This window comes from Hongsoonwoonella zoysiae, from assembly GCF_013266695.1.
Classification (GTDB): domain Bacteria; phylum Pseudomonadota; class Alphaproteobacteria; order Rhizobiales; family Stappiaceae; genus Hongsoonwoonella; species Hongsoonwoonella zoysiae.
Genome location: NZ_JABRXF010000001.1, coordinates 1,539,871 through 1,558,099, shown reverse-complemented (window position 1 = coordinate 1,558,099; position 18,229 = coordinate 1,539,871). Strand labels below are relative to the sequence as shown.

The 18,229-nt window shown below is 63.2% G+C and carries 15 protein-coding genes; 10 read left to right on the top strand and 5 right to left on the bottom strand.

The window, feature by feature from the left end:
• Positions 1-45: 45 nt before the first annotated feature.
• The 5 genes from HPQ64_RS07235 to HPQ64_RS07215 all read left to right on the top strand — a co-directional run bounded on the left by HPQ64_RS07235 (position 46) and on the right by HPQ64_RS07215 (position 4,875).
• On the top strand, positions 46-864 hold the full coding sequence (locus HPQ64_RS07235) for an ATP-binding cassette domain-containing protein (protein ID WP_172887692.1): 819 nt from the start codon (positions 46-48) through the stop codon (positions 862-864).
• A 10-nt stretch (positions 865-874) separates the two neighbouring features.
• Entirely contained in the window at positions 875-1,705 is an 831-nt protein-coding gene (locus HPQ64_RS07230) for a metal ABC transporter permease (protein ID WP_172887691.1), read from the top strand.
• Positions 1,702-2,109, top strand: a complete 408-nt coding sequence (locus HPQ64_RS07225; RefSeq protein WP_172887690.1) for a Fur family transcriptional regulator — start codon at positions 1,702-1,704, stop codon at positions 2,107-2,109. The genes HPQ64_RS07230 and HPQ64_RS07225 overlap by 4 nt, the downstream gene beginning before the upstream one ends.
• 509 nt (positions 2,110-2,618) lie before the next feature.
• Positions 2,619-4,241 (top strand): glucose-6-phosphate isomerase, encoded by a 1,623-nt coding sequence (gene pgi, locus HPQ64_RS07220; protein ID WP_172888554.1) that lies wholly within the window; start codon positions 2,619-2,621, stop codon positions 4,239-4,241.
• A gap of 4 nt (positions 4,242-4,245) precedes the next feature.
• Complete coding sequence (locus tag HPQ64_RS07215) at positions 4,246-4,875, top strand: bifunctional 4-hydroxy-2-oxoglutarate aldolase/2-dehydro-3-deoxy-phosphogluconate aldolase (RefSeq protein WP_172887689.1); 630 nt, start codon at positions 4,246-4,248, stop codon at positions 4,873-4,875.
• A 7-nt stretch (positions 4,876-4,882) separates the two neighbouring features.
• Here the strand turns inward: HPQ64_RS07215 and HPQ64_RS07210 are convergent, their stop codons facing one another.
• The 5 genes from HPQ64_RS07210 to HPQ64_RS07190 all read right to left on the bottom strand — a co-directional run bounded on the left by HPQ64_RS07210 (position 4,883) and on the right by HPQ64_RS07190 (position 10,810).
• Positions 4,883-6,175, bottom strand: coding sequence for an amidohydrolase family protein (locus HPQ64_RS07210; RefSeq protein ID WP_172887688.1), 1,293 nt, complete (start codon positions 6,173-6,175; stop codon positions 4,883-4,885).
• 97 nt (positions 6,176-6,272) lie between these two features.
• Positions 6,273-6,806 carry a hypothetical protein gene (locus HPQ64_RS07205; RefSeq protein ID WP_172887687.1) on the bottom strand — a complete coding sequence of 178 codons (534 nt, stop codon included), beginning with the start codon at positions 6,804-6,806 and terminating at the stop codon, positions 6,273-6,275.
• Positions 6,807-6,839: 33 nt separating this feature from the next.
• On the bottom strand, positions 6,840-8,678 hold the full coding sequence (locus HPQ64_RS07200) for a DUF294 nucleotidyltransferase-like domain-containing protein (protein ID WP_172887686.1): 1,839 nt from the start codon (positions 8,676-8,678) through the stop codon (positions 6,840-6,842).
• 76 nt (positions 8,679-8,754) lie between these two features.
• The gene (locus tag HPQ64_RS07195) at positions 8,755-10,530 is read right to left on the bottom strand and encodes a sodium:solute symporter family protein (RefSeq protein WP_172887685.1); all 1,776 of its coding nucleotides are present in this window, start codon (positions 10,528-10,530) and stop codon (positions 8,755-8,757) included.
• A gap of 16 nt (positions 10,531-10,546) precedes the next feature.
• A complete protein-coding gene (locus HPQ64_RS07190; protein WP_172887684.1) occupies positions 10,547-10,810 on the bottom strand; it encodes a DUF4212 domain-containing protein in 264 nt (87 codons plus the stop codon).
• A 485-nt stretch (positions 10,811-11,295) separates the two neighbouring features.
• Here HPQ64_RS07190 and HPQ64_RS07185 point away from each other — a divergent pair, with 485 nt between their 5' ends.
• The 5 genes from HPQ64_RS07185 to HPQ64_RS07165 all read left to right on the top strand — a co-directional run bounded on the left by HPQ64_RS07185 (position 11,296) and on the right by HPQ64_RS07165 (position 18,220).
• Positions 11,296-12,015, top strand: coding sequence for a histidine utilization transcriptional repressor HutC (locus HPQ64_RS07185; protein ID WP_172887683.1), 720 nt, complete (start codon positions 11,296-11,298; stop codon positions 12,013-12,015).
• A gap of 155 nt (positions 12,016-12,170) precedes the next feature.
• Entirely contained in the window at positions 12,171-14,282 is a 2,112-nt protein-coding gene (locus HPQ64_RS07180; protein ID WP_172887682.1) for a methyl-accepting chemotaxis protein, read from the top strand.
• Positions 14,283-14,508: 226 nt separating this feature from the next.
• A complete protein-coding gene (locus HPQ64_RS07175) occupies positions 14,509-15,519 on the top strand; it encodes a BMP family protein (protein ID WP_172887681.1) in 1,011 nt (336 codons plus the stop codon).
• Positions 15,520-15,608: 89 nt separating this feature from the next.
• Positions 15,609-17,153 (top strand): ABC transporter ATP-binding protein, encoded by a 1,545-nt coding sequence (locus HPQ64_RS07170; protein ID WP_172887680.1) that lies wholly within the window; start codon positions 15,609-15,611, stop codon positions 17,151-17,153.
• Entirely contained in the window at positions 17,150-18,220 is a 1,071-nt protein-coding gene (locus HPQ64_RS07165) for an ABC transporter permease (RefSeq protein ID WP_172887679.1), read from the top strand. Before HPQ64_RS07170 ends, HPQ64_RS07165 begins: the two co-directional genes overlap by 4 nt.
• The last annotated feature ends 9 nt before the right edge of the window (positions 18,221-18,229 follow it).

The window sequence follows — 18,229 nt, the reverse complement described above, 5'->3', positions numbered from 1 at the left end:
ATGCCAAGTTCGAGAAATCGGAATACGGTAACCGCCGGAGCGGACATGCTTGACGCCAGCCAGAATACGCCGGGCCGCCTGATAGACATGAAGAACGTCGGCGTGCGCCGGGGCGGGCGATGGCTCGTGCGCGGGATCGACCTTTGCGTGAATGCCGGGGAAATCGTGACGCTGATCGGGCCGAACGGATCCGGCAAATCGACGACCGCGCGCACCGCACTCGGCGTGGTGAAACCCGATGAAGGCGGCGTTACGCGAAAGCCGCAACTCAAGGTGGGATACGTCCCGCAGAAACTTGCGATCGACTGGACGCTGCCGCTCAGCGTCAAGCGGCTGATGACGCTGACGGAAAACCACCCTGCCAGGGAAATAGAAGAAGCGCTGGAGGCGGTCGGCATTGCGCATATGGAACGCGCGGAAGTGCAGCATTTGTCGGGCGGCGAATTTCAGCGCGCGCTGCTGGCCCGCGCGATCATCCGCAAGCCCGACCTTCTGGTGCTGGACGAGCCGGTGCAAGGCGTGGATTTCACGGGACAAGTGGCGCTCTACCGGCTGATAAAGGAGATCCGCGACCGGACGGGCTGCGGCATCCTGCTGATTTCGCACGATCTTCACGTCGTGATGGCGGATACCGACACGGTCGTCTGCCTCAACGGTCATATCTGCTGCCGGGGAACGCCGCAATCGGTCGCCTCAAGTGCCGAATATCTGAAGCTTTTCGGCACGCGCGCTGCCGAAACGCTGGCGCTCTACAGCCACCACCACGACCACACGCACCTGCCGGACGGGCGCGTGAGGTTCGCCGACGGCACCATCGCCGAGACCTGCTCCGACCAGGACCACGAGCATGACCACCATCATTAAGAGCATTTGAATGTTCGACGATTTTTTCACCCGCGCGCTTGTCGCAGGCATCGGCCTGGCGCTGACGGCAGGCCCGCTCGGCTGTTTCATCGTCTGGCGGCGGATGGCCTATTTCGGCGACACCATGGCGCATTCGGCACTGCTTGGCGTGGCGCTCGCCTTCCTGTTCGAGATCGACCTGACGCTCGGCGTCTTCATTGTCGCGGCGCTCGTTTCCGTCGCACTATTGGCGCTGCAGAAAAAGGGCGGGCTTTCGACGGACGCGCTGCTCGGTATTCTCTCGCATTCCACCCTTGCCATCGGCCTCGTCATGGTCGCCTTCATGACGTGGATCCGCGTCGATCTCCTGAGCTTTCTCTTCGGCGATATTCTCGCGGTGACGACGAGCGACATCGCGATCATCTATGCCGGCGGAGCGGTGGTGATCGGCGCGCTTTACTTTCTCTGGCGTCCGCTGCTCGCTTCGACAGTCAGCACGGAACTTGCGGAATCGGAAGGCCTCAAGCCGGACCTTTCGCTCTTCGCCTTCAAGCTGCTGATGGCGCTTGTCATCGCCATCGCCATGAAGCTTGTCGGCATCCTCCTTATTACCTCGCTTCTGATCATTCCGGCCGCAACGGCAAGACGCTTTGCGGCGACACCGGAGCAAATGGCGCTGACAGCCTCGCTGCTGGGGGCCGGCGCCGTCACGCTCGGCCTCTTCGGCTCGCTTGAATATGATACGCCGTCGGGGCCATCCATCGTTGTCGCGGCCCTGATCCTGTTTATCCTTTCGCTCGTACCGATTCGATTGCGCCGAACCGACCCGCAAAACAGCAACCGCCGGGAACACGCCAAATGACCGCCGCCCCGAGCCTGACCCGCAACCAGTCGCTCGTTTTCGACACGCTGACACAGGCGGATCAGCCGATGAGCGCATATTCGATCCTCGACCGGCTTCGCGACGAGGGTTTCCGCGCGCCGCTGCAGGTGTACCGGGCGCTCGACAAGCTGATCGACTACGGGCTGATCCACCGGCTCGAATGCATGAACGCCTTCGTTGCCTGCGCTCATCCGCAGTGCCACAAGGCAGGCATCATCGCCTTCGCCATTTGCGAGGCCTGCGGGCAGGTCGACGAGTTCTCCGACGACATGGTGAGCGAACGGCTTGCCGCCTGGGCGCAAGGCCACCGCTTTTCGCCCTCGAAGACGACGATCGAGATTCGCGGGCATTGCGCGGGATGCGCGCCGCAGGCGGGGACGTGAGAACGGACGGCTTTTGCCGCAAATCTTTACCCCCTAACCCGGCGCGTTCCGCGCCGACCTCTCCCGCCAAAGGGGGAGAGGTCATGGAGTGTGTGGCTGACACTCGGTCAGTTCGCCATATCTGCCCATAACCGAACAGCGGTGGACATTTTGCGCGGCATTCGACCCTTCACCGGCGTCGTCCCGGACTAGATCCGGGGCGACGGCGGAGAGTGGGCTAGCGCCTTGCAAAAAACCGGGCAGGATATCCAAACGGACAGGAATGAATTCAACGCGGGTATCCATTCGCAGTCATAACATTTGGCCATGGTACAATGGATCGCCGGGTCAAGCCCGGCGATGGCGACGGAAAGGAAGTCCCCGGAGAAACCTTCGCGCGTTCCGGCCCCACCTTTTTGAGGAACGTACATCAGGTCTTTTCCTCGTCATGGAATTTTGCGACAAGGACGCGGTTTCAGCAAATGGAGGCGACGTTGGCCGGAACACCGCAAGACGCAAGACAGGCCGCAATGGGCGAAGCGTGGAGCCTTGTCCACGCCGAGGCAAGCCGGCTGCGCCCCATACATCTTTCCGGGTTGTTCGCGGAAGACGGAAACCGTTTCGACAGGTTTTCCGCCACGCTCGACGATCTGCTGATCGACTTTTCAAAGGAAAAGATCGACGAAGCCGCGCTCGACGCGCTGATCGCGCTCGCCCGGGCCGCCGACGTCGAGGGGCGCCGCGAGGCGATGTTTTCCGGCGAGCCCATCAACCTGACCGAAGGGCGCGCGGTCCTGCACGCGGCCCTTCGCGCCGGGCCGGATACGAAGGTCTTGGTCGAGGGCGAAAACGTGATCCCGAAGGTGCATGAAACGCTGGACCGGTTCCTCACCTTTGCCGAGGACGTGCGATCCGGCAAATATGCGGCGGCCGACGGGAAGCCATTTACCGATGTGGTCAACATCGGTATCGGCGGATCGGACCTTGGCCCCGCGATGGCGGTGCGCGCGCTTTCGCCCGATGCCGACGGCCCGCGCCTGCATTTCGTCTCAAACGTCGACGGAGCGCATCTGGCCGACACGCTGAAAACCCTCGACCCGGCCCGCACGCTCTTCATCGTCGCCTCCAAAACCTTCACCACCTTGGAAACCATGACCAACGCGCGTTCCGCACGCGCCTGGGTGGAGGCAAAGCTGGGCCAAGATGCCGGCAAGCATTTCGCCGCCGTTTCCACCAACCTCGATGCCACCGCCGATTTCGGCATCGACGAGACCCGCGTCTTCGGCTTCTGGGACTGGGTTGGCGGGCGCTATTCGATCTGGTCGGCAATCGGCCTGCCGCTTGCGATCGCCATCGGCGCGGAGAATTTCCGCAAGTTCCTGGCGGGCGCGGAAGCCATGGACCGGCATTTCCGCGACGCACCCTTACGCGAGAACCTGCCCGTGCTTCTGGCGCTTGTCGGCATCTGGCGGCGCAACGCGCTGGAGCTGCCGACGGTGGCGCTGATCCCCTACGACCAGCGGCTTGACCGTTTCGCGGCCTATGTCCAGCAGCTCGACATGGAAAGCAACGGCAAGCGGGTGACGCGCGAGGGAGAGCCGCCGCATGGCGAGACGGGCCCGATCATATGGGGGGAACCCGGCACCAACGCCCAGCACTCCTTCTTCCAGCTTTTGCACCAGGGAACGGACGTCATCCCGGTCGATTTCCTGGCTGCCGTGAACGTTCGAGACGGAATGGAAGGCCACCACCACCTGCTTCTCGCAAACTGCCTTGCGCAGGCGCGCGCGCTCGCCTTCGGACGGCCCGAGGAAGACGTGCGTGCGGCGATGGAAAAGAAGGGCGCGAGCGCGGATGAGATCGACAAGCTGGCCCCGCACCGCACCTTCCCCGGCGACCGGCCTTCGACCGTGATCCTCTACGACCGGCTCGACCCTTACACCCTCGGGCGGCTGATCGCGCTTTTCGAACACAAGGTGTTCGTGCAGGGCGCGATCTGGAACGTGAATTCCTACGACCAGTGGGGCGTGGAACTGGGCAAGGAACTGGCCGGTCAGCTTGCCCCGCTCGTTTCCGGCGAAGCCACGGACAAGAGCGGCCTCGACGCCTCGACCATCGGCCTGCTTTACCGGCTAACCAACCACAGGACATGATTGAATGACATCCGTTTCGGAAATCTGCGCCGCCGCCCCGATGATCCCCGTGATCGTGATCAAGCGGCTGGAAGATGCCGTACCGCTGGCGAAAGCCCTTGTGGAAGGCGGGCTGCCGGTGCTGGAGATCACGCTGCGCACGCCTGTCGCGCTCGACGCGATCCGCGCGATCAAGGATGCCTGCCCGGATGCAATCGTGGGCGCGGGCACGCTGCGCGGGGCAGCCGACGTTGAGGCGACGATTGAGGCGGGCTCCGTGTTCGGCGTCAGCCCCGGCTCGCCGGCGGAGCTGATCGCGGCGGTGAAACGCGCCAACCTGCCCTTCCTGCCCGGCTCCGCCACGCCGACGGAGGCGATGGAACTGGCCGATCAGGGCTTCGAGGTTCTGAAATTCTTTCCCGCGGAAGCGGCAGGCGGCGTGGCGATGCTGAAATCCATGGCAAGCCCGCTGCCGGATGTGAAATTCTGCCCGACCGGCGGGGTCTCGCTCGACAATGCGCGCAACTATCTGGCACTCCCCAATGTGGTGACCGTCGGCGGCTCGTGGGTCGCACCCGACAAACTGGTGGAAGCCGGCGATTTCGCCGCGATCACGAAGCTTGCCAAGGAAGCCGTCGCCGCGCTGAAGGGCTGACGAGAGATCAACTTCCGGCGGGCGTATAGTCCGCCGGATCGACCGCGGCGGGCCGGCCTTCGAGCGAGAGCGTGGCGACTTGCGCAGGCGTTTCGGAGATGACGCGGCCCGATTTCACCACCGCAAGGCGGCGGGCTTTCAGCCTTATCGCCTCTATCGGATCGGCGGCTTGCAGCAGCACCATATCCGCCTTGCAGCCGACTTCGAGGCCGTAACCCTCAAGCCCCATGATCCTTGCCGGGTTTTTCGTCACGCAATCGAAGGCGTAGCGCATCGCCTCGCGAGAGGTCATGTGCCCCACGTGCAGGCCCATGGAGGCGACCTCCAGCATGTCGGCATTGCCCAGCGAATACCAAGGATCCATCACGCAATCGTGGCCGAAGGCGATGTTGATACCTTGCGAGCGCATCTCCGGCACGCGGGTCTGGCCACGCCGCTTCGGGTAGGTGTCGTGCCGGCCCTGAATGGTGATGTTGATAAGCGGATTGGCGATGGCTGATACGCCGGCTTCGGCGATCAACGGCAACAGCTTCGAGACATAGTAATTGTCCATGGAATGCATGGACGTGAGATGCGAGCCGGCGACACGGCCCTGAAGGCCAAGGCGTTGCGTCTCATAGGCCAAGGTCTCGATATGACGCGACATCGGGTCGTCCGTTTCGTCGCAGTGGATATCGACCATCAGCCCGCGTTCAGCGGCAATTTCGCAAAGGGCGGCAACACTTTTCGCGCCGTCGGCCATCGTGCGCTCGAAATGCGGGATGCCGCCGACGATATCGACGCCCATATCGAGCGCACGAATGAGGTTTTTTTCCGAATTCGGCGAGCGGTAGAACCCGTCCTGCGGGAAGGCGACGAGCTGTAGATCGATATAAGGAGCGATCCGCTTTTTCACTTCCAGAAGCGCTTCGGCGGCAAGAAGCCTGTCGTCGCAGATATCGACATGGGTGCGGATTGCCAGCAGCCCTTGCGAGACGGCGAGATCGCAATAGCGCAGCGCGCGCTCCATCACCGCCTCATGGGTAAGAAGCGGCTTCAATTCGCCCCAGAGCGCGATACCTTCGAGAAGCGTGCCGCTTTCGTTCATGCGCGGCAGGCCAAGAGAAAGCGTCGCGTCCATGTGGAAATGACTGTCGACGAAGGGCGGGGAGACGAGACGGCCTTCCGCCTCGATCACGCGGGCGGCGTCGCCTTCAATGCCGCGGTCCACCGCCGCGATGCGCCCGCCGGCACAGGCGATATCCATGCCCTTTCGCCCGTCCGGCAGGGCGGCGTTTTTGATCAGGAGATCGAAGGTCATGGGTGCTGCTCCAGAATCGACTCATTTCTCGTGGAGGCGATATTGGCACTGTTTCAGTGAGCGCGTCATCCGAGAGGTGGACGGCGCGGCGTCCGGTTCAACCCGACGCGACCGGCTGGGAGCAGACCTTTTCAAGCAGCGGATCATTCGCCGGCAGAACCTCCCAGTCGGGGTTCTTCGGCAGGCCCTCTTCGTTGAACTCGGTCTCCTCGCCAAGGACCATGCGGCGCGGCTCGTTACAGTCGAACAACTGGCGGGTGGTGCCTGTCGGCGAAAAGCGGGTGACAAGGTGAACCTGAGCGAGACGATAGCCCGGCGCCTTGTCGTTGGTGCGCACCGAACCGAGATCGACGGCGGAAAAACGGTCGATACGCGGGAAAAGGAGCGTCCAAGGCTGGATCGCGTTCGAGACGGTGTAGGTCTGGCCGACCTGAACGTGCGGCGGTAGCCCAGCCACGGTGCGGCTGAACCAGGTGTATTCGTTCCACGCGTGGAAGATGATCATGCCGAGAGCGGCACCCACGGGGATGATCCACTTCGGCAGGCGGCGGCCCGAAAGCCGGTAGGCGGCGGTAAGGACGCCGCCGATGGCGATGCCGAGAACGAGAGTGCCGAGAAGACCCAAAAGCATGAGGCGATCCAGTAAAATCCGCTTGGCGAACGGTCAGGCCGCCCGCGAGGAAAGCGCCGACTGCATGGTCTTCACCACGCCGAAGGCATCTTTCAGGTGATTGCGTTCGAGCGCCGAAAGCGCGCCCGGAGCCATGAAGTTATCCGGCTTTTTGCCTTCGCGCACCTGCCGCGCCTGATGCTCCAGGCGAATGTCGGCAATGAGATCGTATGCGTCGATCAGGTCGTCAGCGCCCGACGTGCTGAGCGAACCGGCCTCGCGCGCCGCGACCAGACGCTCGCGCGTGTTCACCGCCTCAATCGCCGCATCGAGCGCGTAAACGCGGGCAAGATCGACGATCGGCACGACGCCCGAATGCTTCAGGTCCACCGTGTCCTTGTGCTCGCCGGATCGGATCAGCGCGAATCCCCGGAAGAGCGACAAGGGGGGCGTGTGCTTCAACGAATTGGCGATCAGATGGGCGCGGAAGATGGAATTGACCCGCGCCGTCTTCAGCGTTTCGCGGTGCATGCCGGCGTAAAGCGTTTCGTCGCCGGCGATGGGACGCAGATCGAACATCACCGACGACAGCATTTGCGCCATCGGGTCCGGCTTTGCGATCCAGCTCCGGAAATAGGAACGCCACACCTTCGCCGGCTGGCGCCATTTCGGGTTGGTCGCCATCATTTCTCCGGGGCAGTAATAATAGCCGCAGGCGTCGAGCCCGTCTGAGACGAATTTGGCAAGATCGGTGAAATAGGCGCCGTGCTCCGATTCCGCATAGTCGTCATGCAGGATCAGGCAATTGTCCTGATCCGAAACGCCGGTCTGCTCGCGCCGCCCTTGCGAGCCGCAGGCAAGCCAGAGATAGGGTACGGGCGGGGAGCCGAAACGATCCTCGCCAAGCTTCAAGAGCCTGCGCGTCAGCGCATCGGCAATGCTGGTGACAAGGTGCCCGACCTTATGCGCCTCCACGCCCGAACCGATAAGCTGGGCAAGAAGCTGCGGGATGTGGGAGACGATCTCCTTCAGATCCTCAAGTGCCGTAAGCCGGCCGATATCGGAAATCATGAAAACGGCCGAAACCGACTGACGGCGGATGAGATCCGTCTTCGTCAGGATGCCGACGGGCCGCCCGCCGTCGACCACCGGAAGATGGCCGATGGAACGCCCGCTCATCTCGATCATCGCGTCGAAAACGAGGGATTCCGGTTCGAAGGCGAGCGGGTTTTTCGTCATCACGTCCGATACGGGGCGCGAAGGGTCGAGCCCCTTCGCCAGGACGCGGGAGGTGAGGTCGCCCGTCGTGAGGATGCCGTCGAGGCGGTGATCGGAACCGATCAGAACGCAGGAAATGCCCCTTTGCGCCAGAATTCCCGCCGCCTCGCGGATCGTGGCGTCCGGCGCGATGATGACGGGGTTTACGGTCATGACCTCACGCAAGGGAGCAGAGATCAGGGCGTTCGTCGTGTCGACGGCCGCGCTCGGCCGCCTGCCCTGCTGCTTCAACCGCTCGAAGAAGGCAGCAAACGCGGGATAATCCTTCAGATATTCTTCGAAAAGAGCGCGCGGGATCGCGAATGCCTGGGCGTCGCGCATGGCGACGGCGCGAAGGGCGGCGATACCGTCACGCAGGAGCGTGCGCGCGCCGAAGGCTTCGCCCGGACGGAAATGGGAAATCACATCGCCTTCCGGCGAGACGAGATCGACCTCGCCTGCAAGCACGACGTAAAGCGCGTCAAGCCGGTGGCCGACCTCGTAAAAGGCCGTGCCCGCATCCGCGTTCTTGGCCTCGCCCGATTGAGAGAGCAGGTCGAGCGCCTCCTCCGGCAAAAGATCGAAGGGATGATAGCGGGCGAGAAAGGAGCGAATTTCCGTCCGGTCCGGCGTCATGCGTTTGCTCCCGACATCTCAGACAAAAAGGACCCCGCCGTGGCGGGGTCCGGTTTTTTTACCACATCCTGGAAGGTCAGTGACCCGTGGCCGCACCCGCTCCGCGCGGAATGCGGATGCTTTCGACGAGGTCCTGGATCTCCTGCGGCGGTTCCTCGGTCGCGTTCGACACGAAGTAGGCGACGCCGAAGTTCAGGAGCGCACCGACCGAACCGATGGAGAGCGGCGAGATGCCGAACACCCATGCATCCGGCGTATCCGGGGCGAAGTTGGTGCCCGGAATGAAGAGCCAGCCCTTGTACCAGAAGATGTAGACGATGGTGAAGATGAGGCCCGTGAGCATGCCCGCGACCGCGCCCTTGTTGTTGATGCGCTTCACGAAGATGCCCATCATCAACGCCGGGAAGATGGAGGCCGCCGCAAGACCGAAGGCCAGTGCCACCGTCTGGGCCGCGAAGCCCGGCGGGTTGAGCCCGAGGTATGTGGCAACCACGATCGACGCCGCCATTGCTATGCGGGCCGCAAGGAGTTCGGATTTTTCCGAGATGTTCGGATTATACGCCCCCTTGATCAGGTCGTGCGACACCGCCGAGGAGATGGCGAGCAACAGACCGGCCGCCGTCGACAGAGCGGCTGCGAGACCGCCGGCCGCGACCAGCGCGATCACCCAGTTCGGCAACTGCGCGATTTCCGGATTGGCGAGCACCAGAATGTCGCGATTCACGTCAAGCTCGTTGCCTTTCCAGCCGAACTCCTCGGCCTTGGCGGCGAAGCCTTGCGATGCGTCATTATAGTACTGGATGCGGCCGTCGCCGTTCTTGTCCTCGAACTTGAGAAGGCCCGTGGTCTCCCAGTTCCTGAACCAGTCCGGGCGGTCGTCATAGGCGAGATTGCCGTCCGGCGCACCGACCTGGCCGATCTGGATCGTGTCGACGAGGTTGAGGCGAGCCATCGCGCCGACCGCCGGAGCGACCGTATAAAGAAGCGCGATGAAGACGAGCGCCCAGCCGGCCGACCAGCGCGCGTCGGCAACCCTGGGCACCGTGAAGAAGCGGATGATGACGTGCGGAAGACCCGCAGTGCCGATCATCAGCGACAGGGTGAACAACACCATGTTGAGCGTATTCGAATGGTGCCCGGTGTAGGAGGCAAAGCCCAGCTCGCCGATCACCTCGTTCAGCTTGGTGAGAAGCGGCACGCCGTCGGCGAGCGTGTTGGAGAACAGGCCAACCTGCGGGAAGGCGTTGCCGGTAAGCTGCAGCGAGATGAAGATCGCCGGGATCGTGTAGGCAAGGATCAGGACGCAATACTGCGCGACCTGGGTGTAGGTGATGCCCTTCATGCCGCCCAGAACCGCATAGGCGAAGACGATCGCCGCGCCCACGAACAGGCCGATTTCCGAAGAAACGTTGAGGAAGCGGGAGAAGGCGACGCCAACGCCCGTCATCTGGCCAATGACGTATGTCAGCGAGGCAACGATGAGGCAGATAACCGCGACGAGACGCGCGGTCGGGCTGTAGAAACGGTCGCCGATAAACTCCGGCACCGTGAACTTGCCGAACTTGCGAAGATAAGGCGCAAGCAACATGGCAAGCAGCACGTAACCACCCGTCCAGCCCATGAGGAAGGTCGAGTTGTCGTAACCGACGAAGGCGATGAGGCCGGCCATGGAGATGAAGGAGGCAGCCGACATCCAGTCCGCCGCAGTCGCCATGCCGTTGGTGACGGGATGAACGCCGCGGCCCGCGGCATAGAATTCGCCCGTCGTGCCGGCCCGCGCCCAGATGGCGATGCCGATATACAGCGCGAAGGTCGAGCCGACGACAAGATAGGTAAGAGTTTGAAGGTCCATCTTTATTTCCCCGCGCTCACTCTTCGTCGACGCCGAATTTCTTGTCCAGCGCGTTCATGCGCCAGGCATAGAAGAAAATCAGGATGAGAAAGACGTAGATCGATCCCTGCTGGGCGAACCAGAAGCCGAGATCCGTGCCGCCGATTTTGATGCCGGAAAGAAGCGGCCGCAGAACAATGCCGAAGCCGAACGAAACGATCGCCCAGATGACCAGGCTCCATTTGACGAGCGACAGGTTCGCCTTCCAATAGGCGACGCCCGATTCCTTGTCGTTGTCCATTTAAGTCCTCCGCAAAATTGCAAATCCGCCGGCCTCGAGCATATTCCGCCAGATCCGATTTGGATTTGGCGGCAAGGATATGCCCAACCCATTGTTTCTGAACCGAAATCCCGTCATGAATGCGATTATGCCTTCAGGACAAGCGCTCCAGCACCTCCTCCGACCGGTCGATGCCCGCCAAGTCTATATGATTCCCTACAGTCAGCGCAGCATTTCGGGCGCGACTATATGTTGGCGGGGAGCACTGACGAAGCGAGACAATGGGTTAATACACTTTGGTCGAAAGCGCTGCCCATGCGGAGCCTCTCCGAAAGCTCCGGGTTGATATCATTAAAGAATCAGAGACCCACTGCTGGCCACAAGTACTAGTGCACGCAACGTGAAGTTGAGTTTTTATGTATAGACATTTTACCTGCTATGATTGAAAACAAAGACCCGTCCGCAAGACGCCCGTGAGAGGGAGAGAACCAATTCGCGCGCGGATTTTGAGTTCCGAGGAAAACGGCGAGCCGCTCTACAAGCGCATCAAGGCCGATATACTGGCACAGGTGCGCTCCGGCAAGTTGAGGCCCGGCACCACCATTCCCGGCGAGGTGGAACTTGCCGAAGGCTACGGCTGCGCGCGCATGACGGTGAACCGGGCAATCCGCGAGTTGGCTGGCGAAGGCGTGCTGGAACGGCGCAAGCGGGCGGGAACACGGGTAGCCCCCTTTTCCGGCCATTCCGCCCTGCTCGACATACCGCGCATCGACCAGGAGATTTCAAAGCTGGGGTGCAAGGTGGGCTACCGGCTGATCCGGCGGCGCGAGGAACCCGCGCGCGGCGACATCGCCCGGGCGCTGGAGGTTGCGGAGGGTGCGCCGGTGCTGGCCATCGTCTGCCTGCACCTGGCCGACGGCACCCCTTTCCAGCTCGAAAAGCGGTGGATCAGCCTTGCCGCCGCGCCGGGAGCGCGCGGCGAACCCTTCGAAAGGCAAGGGCCGAACCAGTGGCTTCTCGACAATGTTCCGTGGTCATCGGTGGAGCACGAGGTTGCCGCAATCGCCGCCGAAGCCGCCGACGCCCGCGCCCTCGGCCTCAGCCCCGGGGCGCCCGTTTTGCAGATTACCCGCGTAACACGCGACGGCGCCCGTGCAATCACGCTCGCAAGGCTCCTCCACCCCGGTGAAAGCTACCGTCTGCAGGCCCGGGCCAGCGCCGTCTGAAATTTCCCCTACGTCAGTTAGCTTGTTAATTAATCTTTGGAATTTTCCGTGAATACTCCCCGGCCAACAAGCACTGGCGCTTTCCGGCCGCGACGGCGGTTGCAGGAAAAGACGCTGGCGCAAAAGCGGCAGAACGATCCGGGAGAACCATAAAAATGCTGCGGAACAAGCTCTCCACCAAACTGGCGCTGATGTTCTTTGCAGGAGCGGCCGTCATGTGCGCCGCCATCGTCATCGCCACGTCGCAACTCGCAAGCGGCGTCGCCAATACCCAGGCCGACAAGGCGCTGACAAGCGCGACGGTGGGCAAGCGCAAGGCGATGGAGCTCACCCTTCAGCAGGTCAACGACAGCGCGCACTTCTTCGCCACCCTGCCAAGCGCCAAGGACAGCATCATGAAGATGCGGGCCGGCTGGAAGAACCTGAAGGAAAACCAGACCGAGCAGCTCTTGCGCGTGTTCGTCGAAAACAACCCCAATGCCGCCGACCAGCGCCACCTCCTCGTGGAGCCGGGCGACGACAGCTATTACGCCACAAACCACAAGGTCATCCACACCGCGTTCAGCGAAATGGTGGGCCAGGGCGTCTTCTCCGACGTTGCGCTTTCCGATCCGGACGGAAACATCGTCTACAGCTACCGCAAGGGCGATGAATTCGCCCGCAACGTCGATGCTGCGGAACTGGCGGGCAACCCCGTGCAAATGGCGCTAAAGCCGCTGATCGAAGCATCCGCTTCGGAAAAGCTGAAGGCGGGCGACGTGTTCTTCTCGGGCTTCACGCTCAACAAGACGGGAGCGCTCACCGCCGTCGTGGCCACGCCGGTGTTCTATCTGGATTCCTTTTTCGGAGCCGTGGCCTTCACCATCGACATGCGGGGCGCGGCAAGCGTGCTGAACGGCAAGACCGGCATCGGCGAGAGCGAACTTGCCCTGCTCGTCGCAGGCGATACGCTCGTCAAGCTCGCCGATGACGGGGCGACCGCCGCCGTATACCCGATGGCGGAGGTCAAGACGTCCGACGACACGCTGACGATCGGCGGCAAAGACTACCGCTTCAGCCAGGCGTCGGGCGAATTCCTGTCAAGGCCCTTCCAGGTGGTGGAAACCGTTGAACAGTCGGAGCTTTCGGCGGCTGCGAGCACGATCATCCTTGGCGTGATCCTCGCCGGCGGGCTCTGCCTCATTCCCTTCGCCGGGATCCAGTGGTGGCTGACGAACCGGATGTTCAAGCCGCTTGGCGCGCTTTCCGGCACGGCGCAGGCCATCGCCAACGGCAATCTGGACGTGGAAATCGAAGGTGCGGCCCGCGCCGACGAGATCGGCGAAATGGCGCGCTGCATCGAAGTCTTCAAGGAAAACGCGGTCGAGCGCGAGCGCCTTGCCGCCGAACGCAAGGTTGGACACATCGCCCGCGAAAAACGCCAGGAGGCGATCGACCGGATGATCGCATCCTTCCGCGATGAAATGCGAACCATGCTGGAAGCGGTGGAAAAGAACCTGGAGCGCGTGGAAACGCTGTCCGGCGGGCTGACCGACCTTTCCGCGACCGCCGCCGGGCGCGGCGGCGAGGCCGCCGAACAGTCGGGCCGCGCCTCGGCCAACGTGCAGGCGGTGGCGAGCGCTACGGAGGAGCTTAACGCCTCCATCGAGGAGATCGCCCGCCAGGTCGCGACCACCGCGCAGATCGTGGAGCAGACCACGGCGAACGCCAACGCCTCCAACCAGAAGATCGGCGGGCTGGCGGAAGCCGCCAACAAGATCGGCGATGTCGTTTCGCTGATTTCCGAGATCGCGGAACAGACGAACCTTCTGGCCCTCAACGCCACCATCGAGGCGGCACGGGCGGGCGAGGCCGGAAAGGGCTTTGCCGTCGTCGCCTCGGAGGTGAAGTCGCTTGCCGGCCAGACCGCCAAGGCGACGGAGGAAATCTCGGCGCAGATCTCGGCGATCCAGGCTTCGACGGCGGATGCGGTCAGCCAGATCGGCTCCGTCACGCAATCCGTCGAGGAGGTGAACCGCTATACGGCCTCCATCGCCGCGGCGGTGCGCCAGCAAGGCGGGGCGACAAGCGAGATATCCTCGAATGTCGCCGAGGCCGCGGAAGGAACGCGCACCGTTTCCGAAGCGATAACCTCCTTGAGCCAGAGCGTTGGCGAAAGTTCCGAATCCGCGAGTGTCATGCGCGCCGCCACGCTGGAAATGAAGGACCACGCAACGCGGCTGCGCTCGGCGATCGACAGCTTCCTCGACGAGGTCGCGGCCGCCTGAGCCGGGCCCGCCAGCGATACGAAACAGGATGAAGGCGGGTCGCGAGACCCGCCGAAATGCCTACCCAAATGGCGCTACCCGCCCCAAGCAAGGGCCATGTGCCCGAAATTTTCCCTTCCACCGGAAATCAGGCCACGCAACCGGCTGCACAGATTGTGAGCGGGCCTGATCTATGCTCATATCCCCTTGCATCAACTGAAAACTGAAAAACGACAAGGGGGTCCAGATGGCAGTCGCACGTGGGATTTCATGGACGAGGCGGGCAATCCTGACCGCCGCAGCAGGGATTTTTTCCGCCGCCGTCATCCTCGGCGGGCCAGCCGTGGCGCAGGAAGAAAAGCTCAAGGTCGCCGCGATCTATACGGTGCCGGTCGAGCAGCAGTGGGTGAGCCGCATCCACAAGGCGCTCAACGCCGCGCAACAACACGGGGACATCTCCTACACCTTCTCCGAAAACGTCGCCAACACCGATTATGAGCGCGTCATGCGCGAATATGCCGAAGGCGGCATGGACCTTATCGTCGGCGAAGCCTTCGCGGTGGAACGCGCGGCGCGCAACGTCGCCAAGGAATATCCCGACACCGCCTTCCTGATGGGCTCCTCCTTCGGGCCCGCCAAGCCCAATTTCGCCGTCTTCGACAACTGGATCCACGAGCCGAGCTACCTGACCGGCATGATCGCGGGCAAGGCGACGAAATCCAACGTGATCGGCATGGTCGGCGGTTATGCCATCCCCGAGGTGAGCCGCCTGATGAACGCCTTCATGGAAGGCGCGCGCGAGGTGAACCCAGATGTGAAGTTCCTCGTCACCTTCATCAACTCCTGGTACGACCCGCCGAAGGCCAAGGAAGCCGCCTTCGCCATGATCGACAAGGGCGCCGACATCCTCTACGCGGAGCGCTTCGGCGTGTCGGACGCCGCCAAGGAAAAGGGGATTCTGGCCATCGGCAACGTGATCGACACGGCTAGCGACTACCCCGGCACGATCCTTTCGAGCGCGCTCTGGCACATGGAACCGACGATCGACAAGGTGATAGAGGACGTTTCGAGCGGCAACTTCGAGCCGGCGGATTACGGCCCCTACAGCTATATGGCGCATGGCGGCGGCAGCTTCGTCGTCGACGAAAGCCTTGCCGACGCAGACGCCTTGAAGGCTGCCAGGGAAAAGGAACAGGAAATCCTCGACGGTCTCTTCCGCGTCAACGTCAACGACGAGGAACCGAAGTCGACCCTGTAAGGGCGCATGTCCCGCGGCGGAGCCACCGCCGCGGGATTCGCATGGCTTCGCGAGCGAAGCAGGTGGCAAACGGGATTATCGGGGGCCCCATGTCCGATGCGCCGGCCGAGCAGGCCGCTGTCCTGAAACTTGCCGGCATCACCAAGCGCTTCGGCGCGCTGTTGGCCAATCACGCCATCAACCTCGACCTCTACCCCGGCGAAATCGTGGCGCTGCTGGGGGAAAACGGCGCGGGCAAGACGACGCTGATGAACATCCTCTTCGGCCATTACGTCGCCGACGAGGGAACCGTCCAGATCGCGACGCCCGGGGGAGAGCTGCGCCCGCTTGCGCAAGGCTCGCCACAGGCAGCGCTCAAGGCCGGCATCGGCATGGTGCACCAGCACTTCACGCTCGCCGAAAACCTGACCGGCATCGACAATATCCTGCTCGGCACGCGCTCGCTCTTCTCACCCTTCGCTTCGAAACGCAGCGCGAGGGCGCGGCTTGAAAAGATCATGCGCGACTCCGGCCTGACGGTCGATCTCGACACGCGCGTCTCACGCCTTTCCGTGGGCGAGCAGCAGCGCATCGAAATCCTGAAAGCGCTCTACCGCGACGCCCGCGTGCTTGTGCTGGACGAACCGACGGCGGTGCTGACGCCGCAGGAATCGGAAAACCTGTTCCAGACCCTGCGCTCGCTGGCCGACGAAGGGCTTTCCATCGTCTTCATCTCCCACAAGATGGCGGAGGTGCTTTCGGCGTCCGACCGGGTGGCGGTGTTGCGTCATGGAGAGCTTGTCGCCGACCTGCCCACGAAAGCCTGCGACCGGAACATGCTGGCCGACATCATGGTGGGCCGGCATCTGGAGCCCGAAGCCCGCATGGAGGTGGACAAGGGACCGCCCCTTCTGAAGCTTTCCGGCATTTCCACCGGACACGGGCGCGACGCGCTGCATAACGTTTCGCTGGAGGTGCATGGCGGCGAAATCCTCGGCCTTGCGGGTGTTTCCGGCAACGGCCAGGGGGCGCTGGCGCGCATCATCTCGGGCCTCGAACTGCCGCGTTCCGGGAGTATGGAGATCGACGGAAGGCGGCTGAAGCCCGCCCCGCGAACGGTGATGCGCGAAGGCCTTGTGCGCATTCCCGAAGACCGGCACCGCGACGGCATCGTCGGCGAAATGACCGTTGCCGAAAACCTCGTCATCGAGGATGTACGCTCAAAGGCATTTCAATCGTTCGGATTTCTCGATTTTTCCGCGATCGAAGAACGCGCGGAGGAAGCGATAGAGGCCTATGACATCCGCTGCCCGGGCGGAGGCGCAGTCGCGCGGCTGCTTTCGGGCGGCAACATCCAGAAGATCATCCTTGCGCGCACGCTCGACAAGGAACCGAAGGTGGTGCTGGCCGCACAGCCGACGCGCGGCCTCGACATCGGCGCCACGGAAGACGTGCACCGACGCCTGTTCGAAGCGCGCGCCAGGGGAGCGGCCATCCTTCTCATCTCCGAGGACCTCGACGAATTGTTCCAGATGTCGGGCCGCATCGCCGTCATCCATCGCGGCAAGGTTTCGCCGCCGCGGGAGGCGGCAGGTCTCAACCGCTCGCAAGTCGGCCTGATGATGGCCGGGCAGGAGAGCGAGGACGCCACATGATCCGCTTCGAACCGAGGGAATACGTCTCGACGCGACGCGTTATCGGCGCGCCCGTCTTCGCCGCCCTGATCGCGCTGGCGCTCGCCGCGATCCCGATCTGGTCCGCTGGCGCGGATATCGCCACCGCATACGTGTTGATGGTAAACGGCGCGATCGGCTCCGTCTTTGCGATTTCCGAGCTTCTGGCACGCGCGACGCCGCTGATCCTCACCGGGCTTGCCGCCGCCGTCGCCTTCCGCGCGAAGCTCTGGAACATCGGCGGCGAAGGCCAGCTTTACGCCGGCGCGCTTGCCGCCGTTGCCGTGGGCTCGGGCAGCCTGGCGCTTCCCTCCTATGCGCTGATCCCGGCAGTGCTTGTCGCAGGCGCGCTCGCCGGCGCGGCCGTGATGCTGGTTCCGACGCTTTTGAAGGTGAAGCTCGGCGCGGACGAGGTCGTCACCACTCTTCTCCTGAACTTCGTCATCCTGCTCATCGTGCAGATGATGCTGGAAGGGCCGATGCAGGACCCGATGGGCATGGGCTGGCCGCAGTCCGAGCCGGTGCTGGAGGAGGCGATGCTGCCGCAGCTCATCGCGCGCATGCGCGTCCACGCCGGGCTGATCGTGGCACTTCTCGCCGCCGTCTTCGCCGCGATCCTGATGCGGCGCACCGTCTGGGGCTTCGAAATTCGCGCAGTCGGCGCGAACCCATCGGCTGCGCGGCACGCCGGCATTCCCGTCACCGCAACCTTCGTTCGCGTCGGGCTTTTGTCCGGCGCATTCGCAGGGCTGGCGGGGGTTGGCGAAGTGGCGGGGCTGAAGGGGTATCTGACGGCCGACCTTTCTCCCGGCTTCGGCTATGCCGGCATCGTCGTCGCCATGCTCGCCGGCCTTTCGCCGCTTGGCGTCGTCATCGCCGCCATCTTCGTTGCAGGCGTTTTCGTGGGCGCCGATTCCATGAGCCGGGCGCTCGGCGTCTCAAGCTATCTCGCCGATCTGGTGGTTGCCATGTCACTGCTTTGCGTTCTCATCTCGGGGCTTTTCGTGCGCTACCACGTGCGTATCGGCGGCTCGCGGGCAACGGATTGACGGGGCGCG

Bases quoted from the DNA above. Each gene is read 5' to 3' on its own strand.
- HPQ64_RS07235 (WP_172887692.1), top strand. From the start codon at position 46: ATGCTTGACGCCAGCCAGAATACGCCGGGCCGCCTGATAGACATGAAG.
- pgi (WP_172888554.1), top strand. From the start codon at position 2,619: ATGGGCGAAGCGTGGAGCCTTGTCCACGCCGAGGCAAGCCGGCTGCGC.
- HPQ64_RS07205 (WP_172887687.1), bottom strand. From the start codon at position 6,806: ATGCTTTTGGGTCTTCTCGGCACTCTCGTTCTCGGCATCGCCATCGGC.
- HPQ64_RS07165 (WP_172887679.1), top strand. From the start codon at position 17,150: ATGATCCGCTTCGAACCGAGGGAATACGTCTCGACGCGACGCGTTATC.
- HPQ64_RS07180 (WP_172887682.1), top strand. From the start codon at position 12,171: ATGCTGCGGAACAAGCTCTCCACCAAACTGGCGCTGATGTTCTTTGCA.
- HPQ64_RS07170 (WP_172887680.1), top strand. From the start codon at position 15,609: ATGTCCGATGCGCCGGCCGAGCAGGCCGCTGTCCTGAAACTTGCCGGC.
- HPQ64_RS07200 (WP_172887686.1), bottom strand. From the start codon at position 8,678: ATGACGCCGGACCGGACGGAAATTCGCTCCTTTCTCGCCCGCTATCAT.
- HPQ64_RS07230 (WP_172887691.1), top strand. From the start codon at position 875: ATGTTCGACGATTTTTTCACCCGCGCGCTTGTCGCAGGCATCGGCCTG.
- HPQ64_RS07175 (WP_172887681.1), top strand. From the start codon at position 14,509: ATGGCAGTCGCACGTGGGATTTCATGGACGAGGCGGGCAATCCTGACC.
- HPQ64_RS07190 (WP_172887684.1), bottom strand. From the start codon at position 10,810: ATGGACAACGACAAGGAATCGGGCGTCGCCTATTGGAAGGCGAACCTG.
- HPQ64_RS07225 (WP_172887690.1), top strand. From the start codon at position 1,702: ATGACCGCCGCCCCGAGCCTGACCCGCAACCAGTCGCTCGTTTTCGAC.
- HPQ64_RS07210 (WP_172887688.1), bottom strand. From the start codon at position 6,175: ATGACCTTCGATCTCCTGATCAAAAACGCCGCCCTGCCGGACGGGCGA.
- HPQ64_RS07195 (WP_172887685.1), bottom strand. From the start codon at position 10,530: ATGGACCTTCAAACTCTTACCTATCTTGTCGTCGGCTCGACCTTCGCG.
- HPQ64_RS07215 (WP_172887689.1), top strand. From the start codon at position 4,246: ATGACATCCGTTTCGGAAATCTGCGCCGCCGCCCCGATGATCCCCGTG.